5 protein-coding genes are annotated in these 6465 nt (G+C 40.8%); 2 read left to right on the top strand and 3 right to left on the bottom strand.

The window, feature by feature from the left end:
• Positions 1-254 precede the first annotated feature (254 nt).
• The gene (era, locus tag D0T56_RS06420) at positions 255-1136 is read left to right on the top strand and encodes a GTPase Era (RefSeq protein WP_163319311.1); all 882 of its coding nucleotides are present in this window, start codon (positions 255-257) and stop codon (positions 1134-1136) included.
• 205 nt (positions 1137-1341) lie between these two features.
• Here era and D0T56_RS06415 read toward each other — a convergent pair whose 3' ends face one another.
• The 3 genes from D0T56_RS06415 to udk form a co-directional block, all read right to left on the bottom strand.
• Positions 1342-3558: a cation-translocating P-type ATPase gene (locus tag D0T56_RS06415; RefSeq protein ID WP_163319310.1), complete on the bottom strand. Its 2217-nt coding sequence runs from the start codon at positions 3556-3558 to the stop codon at positions 1342-1344.
• 246 nt (positions 3559-3804) lie between these two features.
• The gene (locus D0T56_RS06410; protein WP_163319309.1) at positions 3805-4365 is read right to left on the bottom strand and encodes an AraC family transcriptional regulator; all 561 of its coding nucleotides are present in this window, start codon (positions 4363-4365) and stop codon (positions 3805-3807) included.
• Between the two features lie 23 nt (positions 4366-4388).
• On the bottom strand, positions 4389-5012 hold the full coding sequence (udk, locus tag D0T56_RS06405; RefSeq protein ID WP_370458791.1) for a uridine kinase: 624 nt from the start codon (positions 5010-5012) through the stop codon (positions 4389-4391).
• A 299-nt stretch (positions 5013-5311) separates the two neighbouring features.
• Between udk and gmd the strand changes: the two genes are divergently transcribed.
• Entirely contained in the window at positions 5312-6463 is a 1152-nt protein-coding gene (gmd, locus tag D0T56_RS06400) for a GDP-mannose 4,6-dehydratase (protein WP_163319308.1), read from the top strand.
• The last annotated feature ends 2 nt before the right edge of the window (positions 6464-6465 follow it).

Below are 6465 nucleotides of genomic sequence, written 5' to 3'. Positions count from 1 at the left end.
CTGAGTAAAACGAAGGATCTGGATTGAAAATACATAGATTTTTCACTTCGTTCAAAATGACAAAACCAATATGGGTCTTATAATAAATGAGTTAACATCAAAGTCTTAAATGCACTACGGGTTATATATAATACTATTCACGGCAAATGCTAATGATTTTATATCTTGTTCAGAATTAATTATTCAGGTTTTATCTTCACATGAATCGTATTTGATTGTATCTTTGCCATCACATAATTTTCAAATATCATTTAATGCATAAATCAGGATTCGTAAATATTGTAGGAAACCCTAATGTGGGCAAGTCTACATTAATGAATACGTTGGTAGGGGAAAAAATATCTATCATAACCTCTAAGGCGCAAACTACCCGGCATCGTATATTGGGTATTGTCAATACGCCCGATTATCAAATCGTGTATTCTGACACGCCAGGGGTTTTAAGACCGAATTATAAATTGCAGGAGTCGATGCTCAATTTTTCCGAATCGGCCTTAAGCGACGCCGACGTACTGCTATATGTTACGGATGTGATAGAAAAAACGTCTAAGAACGAAGAGTTTCTGCATAAGGTGCAAAATACCGAAGCTCCTGTTTTATTATTGATAAATAAGATTGACCAAACCAATCAGAAAGAACTGGAAGATTTGGTGATTGAGTGGCAGAAATTGTTGCCAAAAGCTGAAATATACCCCATTTCTGCACTGAATAAATTTAATGTCGACTTGGTGAAGAAGCGTATTCTGGAACTGATACCCGAATCTCCTCCTTATTTCGAAAAAGACGCATTAACTGACCGTCCTGCCCGTTTTTTCGTAACGGAAACAATACGAGAAAAAATACTTCTCTATTATCAGAAGGAAGTTCCTTATGCAGTGGAAGTTGTGGTTGAAGAGTTTAAGGAAGAGAAAGATATAATCAATATTCGGGCACTGATTGTTGTGGAGCGTGATACACAAAAAGGCATTATAATAGGGCACAAAGGTTTAGCCTTGAAAAAAGTAGGAGCCATGGCTCGCAAAGATATCGAGAAGTTTTTCGAAAAAAAGATATTCCTGACAATGTATGTGAAAGTGGAAAAAGACTGGCGCAGCCGTGACAATCTTCTTCGACAATTCGGCTATCGGCTAGATTGATACTAAGATTGGACGGAAGTGCCCCAAAAGTTCCCAATTTTAGGAAACACCCTCCCAACCCCTAAAGGGGAGCGTTGATTCTCAATCATTTGTCGCTACATGGGATTTGCAATCCCATGATTGGCTGCTATCCGGATTTAAAATCCGGAGAATATAACTTCGGGGTTAGAAATCTCAGAGAACAAAAATGCTAACAGTTAATTGATTACAGCTTTTTATTTCTCAACCTCAAACTATTGGTAACCACGCTCACACTGCTCAGAGCCATAGCCAGACCGGCAATCATGGGGTTCAACAGAAAACCTGTCAGCGGATACAAAGCACCTGCTGCAATCGGGATGGCTAATATGTTGTAGATGAACGCAAAAAACAGATTACGGTTGATTGTGGAAACCGTAGCTTTCGACAATTTTATCGCTGCGTTTATCTTACTTAAATCACCCGAAACAATGGTCAGATCGGCCACTTCCATAGCAATGTCGCTACCGCTTCCCATTGCCATACTCACATCAGCCTGAGCCAATGCTGCACTATCGTTGATGCCATCTCCGGCCATTGCCACCACCTTTCCTTGGCTTTGCAATTTCTTGATATACTCTAACTTATCTTCGGGTAACGTTTTGGCTTTAAAACTGCCGATTCCCGCCTGTTGTGCTATTTGCCTGGCAGTTTCCTCGTTGTCTCCGGTTAGCAAATGCACTTCGATGCCGTTATTTTTTAATTGAGTGATTGCCTCTTGCGAACTCACTTTCATTCGGTCTTCTAAAGCAATGACACAAAGCACTTTATCATCTTCACCGAACAAAACTACCGTTTTTGCGGCATGCTCCCATTGGTCAATTAACGATTTAATATGTTCATTTACAGATATATCGCTAAATAATTTAACATTACCAACTGTGTAGACATTACCATTTATTACCATTTTAACACCCTGTCCTACCAAGTTGTTAATTTTGCCTCCTGCAATCAGGTCGGCATCTCCCAGATTGCTGCATATAGCCTCTGCCAATGGGTGATTAGACGATTTCTCTATGGTGTAGAGCAAGTTGGTGAGCTGCTTGGTCTGTGGCTCTATCCATGCCATGTCCACAACCTGAGGCTTGCCCTCTGTTATAGTTCCCGTCTTGTCCAGAACCACCGTATCCACCCGCTTCAGTAGCTCAAGGCTTCGGGCATCCTTTATCAGGACACCTATTTCGGCGCCTCGCCCTATCCCTACCATGATAGCCGTAGGGGTAGCCAACCCCAAGGCACAGGGACATGCTATAATCAGCACCGTAACAAAAGCCAGAAACGCATGCACCAAGCCGTTGTCACCACCTAGAACAATCCACAACAAGGCAGTTGTTACCGCCACTGCAATCACCACAGGAACAAAGATTGCCGCAATCTTATCCACCAGTTTCTGAATAGGAGCTTTACTGCCCTGTGCCTCTCCAACCATTCGTATGATCTGCGAAAGAAGGGTTTCGCTACCCACCTTCTCTGCCCTAAACCTGAAACTGCCTTTCTGGTTTAAGGTTCCGGCAAATACCCTGTCGCCCGCTTTCTTGTCAACGGGAATGGGTTCGCCCGTAATCATGCTCTCGTCTACATAAGACTCACCCTCTGTGATAGAGCCATCCACAGCTATCTTCTCGCCGGGTTTCACCATCACAATATCATTGAGGGCTATCTTTTCGATAGGCACCTCAATAGCCAGAAAACTCTTAATGATAGTGGCTGTCTTGGGTTGCAGTCCAATAAGTTTTTTGATAGACGAAGATGTTTTCTGCTTTGCCCGTTCTTCCAACAGTTTACCAATAAGAATAAAGGTAATGATAACCGCCGAAGCCTCGAAATAGAGTTCGGCCGAAAAACCTCTGTCCATCCAGAATTGCGGAAAGAACAAATTGAATAAGCTGAACAGATAGGCAACTCCCGTGCTCAGGGCAACCAGTGTATCCATATTCATAGACCTATGCCGAGCCTGCTTATATGCTCCAACAAAAAACTGCTGTCCGCAATAGAATAGCACCGGGGTAGCCAGAATCCACATTGCATACCGTGCCCATGCGTGATGCATCAATGGCGTCATTGCCAATATAACTATCAAGACAGAAAGAGTGGATGAGATTATGGTCTTCTTCCTCAATCGGAGATAGTCTTCCTGTTCTTTTTCGTCTAACCTATGGGAGATGTTGTCCCCTTCGTCAATGATCATATCATAACCTGCCGAACGTACTATATCCCTCAAGCGAGGAGGTGAAACCTCGGAAGCATTAAACTCAATATTCACAGTTTTATTTGCAAAGTTCACATCGGCTTTCGCCACACTCTTCTGATTGCGCAATGCCTTTTGTACATTGGCGGCACAACCTGCGCAAGACATGCCCGTTACAGGATATGTCTTCTTTACCATATTGTTTGATGTTGCCATAAATACTCCTTTCTTATATAGATTGTAGGGGCGAATAAACATTCGCCCACATATATTCTTTCCTTCGGGCGTAAGATTTTACGCCCCTACTTTCGGGCAGACCAGAGGCCTGCCCCTACATTTTCAAAAATATGTATAAAATGAATAAACACTTTTCCATCACCGATTCACATTGATCGTATGAATTATATACAACAAAAATAGCACCGACAATGGTCAGTGCTATTATATAATTAAGGATAAGATTTACAAAATATCGTCAAGTGGCTTTCTCAAATCAGAACTCTGGGTTTTAAACTGCGACGGGGTCAGTCCCGTTACTTTCTTGAACTGGGAAGATAAGTGTGCTACGCTGCTATATCCCATCCTGAAAGCAATTTCACTCAGGTTCAACTGGTCATAGCTCAACAGTTCTTTTACCTTTTCCACTTTCTGCAAAATAGTATATTGCTCAATGGTTATACCTTCGGTAGAAGAAAACAACTTGCTCAAATATGAATAGTCGCGATGAAGCCTGTCTGTCAACAGTTCAGAAAAAACAACATGATTGTTTTCCGATTGTTGAATCTGCTCGATAATAATCACTTTGATCTGCTCTATCAATCTTTTTTGCTCATCGTCTAACAGCTCGAAACCTATACTTCTGAGGTCTTCTGCAATAGAATCCAATTCCGATTTGCTCAAATCTCTGTTTATAACAACCTTCCCCAATTGTATATGCACTATCTCCACCCCACGGTTGACCAAAATATTTCTCACCGCCATAATGCAGCGAGGGCACACCATGTTTTTTATATATAAAGTCATATCCTTATTTTCATTTGCCTACCTTACTTGCAATTAATATTGATTTTCTGACAAATGGCGGCGGCGATAAATTCTGCAGCATTTCCGTTAAGTCCACCTCCCATAACCAACATATCAGCCTGTTGCCTCGATGGTTCTATAAATTCTTCATGCATGGGGCGCACGGTTTTGTAGTACCGTTCTATAACTTCCAATGCAGTACGCCCCCTCGATTTCATATCCCGCTCTATAATCCGAGTGAGTCGCCTGTCGGCCGGAACTTCCAGAAATATCTTCATGTCCAACTCTTTGCACAACGGAAGACAAGTATACAGAAGTATACCTTCTACGAGCAAAATCTTTTTAGGAGAGATAGGTATAGTTTCGGGCAATCTGGAACACGACAGGTACGAATAGGTAGGGCGTTCAATCGTTTCACCCTTTTTCAGTCCGTTAATATCCTTAAGCAGCAATTCCCACTCGATGGAGTCGGGATGATCGTAATTCACCATCAACCGATCTTCCATAGGCATATGGCTGTTATCTTTGTAGTAAGCATCTTGCGGAAGAATGGCAATTTCATTCTGAGGTATTCGAGACAATATACTTTCAACCAAAGTTGTTTTTCCTGAGCCCGAACCACCGGCAATACCAATTATATACATCATTTTAAACAGTTTAACAGTACAATTGTGAACAAATATAGTAAATCTGAGTTTTAATATAGGTCTGATGTCGCAAAATTTAATGAAATGCAGATAATTTTTGCGCTTTTATGTGTAAATATCTGATTTTAGGGGCATTTAAATTAATTATTTTTTTAAAAATGTTTATAGGTAACATCTTTTTTACACTTTTTTTTGTGAACAAAAGTTTTATTTTTACCTTTGCCACTTAGATGCGAGGCTTTGAAGGCCAAATGTACGTGGTATATTTAAAGCAAAGAGATTAAAATAATAAATCATTAATGGCAAAAATTGCTCTTATAACAGGAATCACAGGTCAGGATGGCGCATACTTGGCCGAATTTTTGATAAAAAAAGGATATGTGGTGCATGGCATTAAACGAAGATCATCTTTGTTTAATACTGAGAGAATAGACCATTTATACCAAGATCCGCATCTCGAAAACAGAAATTTGATATTACATTACGGGGATATGACCGATAGTATGAATTTGACTCGTATTATTGGAGACGTGAAACCCGATGAAATATACAATCTGGCGGCGATGAGCCATGTGAAAGTAAGTTTTGATACCCCCGAATATACGGCAAATGCCGACGGAATTGGAACTCTCCGTGTTCTCGAAGCAGTCAGATTACTAGGACTGACAGATAAAACCCGTATATATCAGGCTTCGACTTCGGAGCTATACGGATTGGTTCAGGAAGTACCTCAAAAGGAGACAACACCGTTCTATCCACGTAGTCCGTATGCAGTAGCAAAAATGTATGCATATTGGATCACCGTGAATTACAGGGAAGCCTATGGTATGCATGCAAGTAATGGTATTCTATTCAATCACGAATCACCATTAAGAGGCGAAACCTTTGTTACACGGAAAGTGACAAGAGCAGTTGCAAGAATAGTTCTGGGACTTCAAAAAGAGGTTTTCATGGGGAACCTGTCCAGCAAAAGAGACTGGGGGCATGCGAAGGACTATATAAAAGCAATGTATTTAATATTGCAACAAGATACACCTGACGATTATGTCATTTCAACGGGCGTAACAACCTCTATCCGTGATTTTATAAAGATGACGTTTGCAAAATTGGGAGTTACGGTCGAATTTAGAGGTGAGGACGAGTCGGAAGAAGGATTTATAGCTTCGGTAGACGAAACGTTGTTTGCCCAAAAGGTTGGATTAGAATATTTAGCCGGATTCAAGGATAGAGTTGGTATGACAGTTGTAAAAGTTGATCCAGCATATTTTAGGCCTACGGAAGTAGATTTGCTTATAGGAGATAATACAAAAGCGAGGACTAAGTTGGGGTGGAATCCCGAGTATGACTTAGATTCTTTATGTGTAGATATGATAACAAGCGATCTCACATTAATGAAAAAAGAAACATTTTTAAGAGATGGCGGCTATCGTATCAATAATTACTTTGAGTAATT

The organism is Dysgonomonas sp. 520, assembly GCF_010501095.1.
Lineage (GTDB): Bacteria > Bacteroidota > Bacteroidia > Bacteroidales > Dysgonomonadaceae > QVMP01.
The sequence above is the reverse complement of the archived record's forward strand: the minus strand, read 5'-3'. Positions and strand labels throughout refer to the sequence as shown.

Excerpts from the sequence above, each read along its gene's own strand:
- D0T56_RS06410 (WP_163319309.1), bottom strand. The coding sequence starts at position 4,365 with ATGACTTTATATATAAAAAACATGGTGTGCCCTCGCTGCATTATGGCG.
- udk (WP_370458791.1), bottom strand. The coding sequence starts at position 5,012 with ATGATGTATATAATTGGTATTGCCGGTGGTTCGGGCTCAGGAAAAACA.
- era (WP_163319311.1), top strand. The coding sequence starts at position 255 with ATGCATAAATCAGGATTCGTAAATATTGTAGGAAACCCTAATGTGGGC.
- D0T56_RS06415 (WP_163319310.1), bottom strand. The coding sequence starts at position 3,558 with ATGGCAACATCAAACAATATGGTAAAGAAGACATATCCTGTAACGGGC.
- gmd (WP_163319308.1), top strand. The coding sequence starts at position 5,312 with ATGGCAAAAATTGCTCTTATAACAGGAATCACAGGTCAGGATGGCGCA.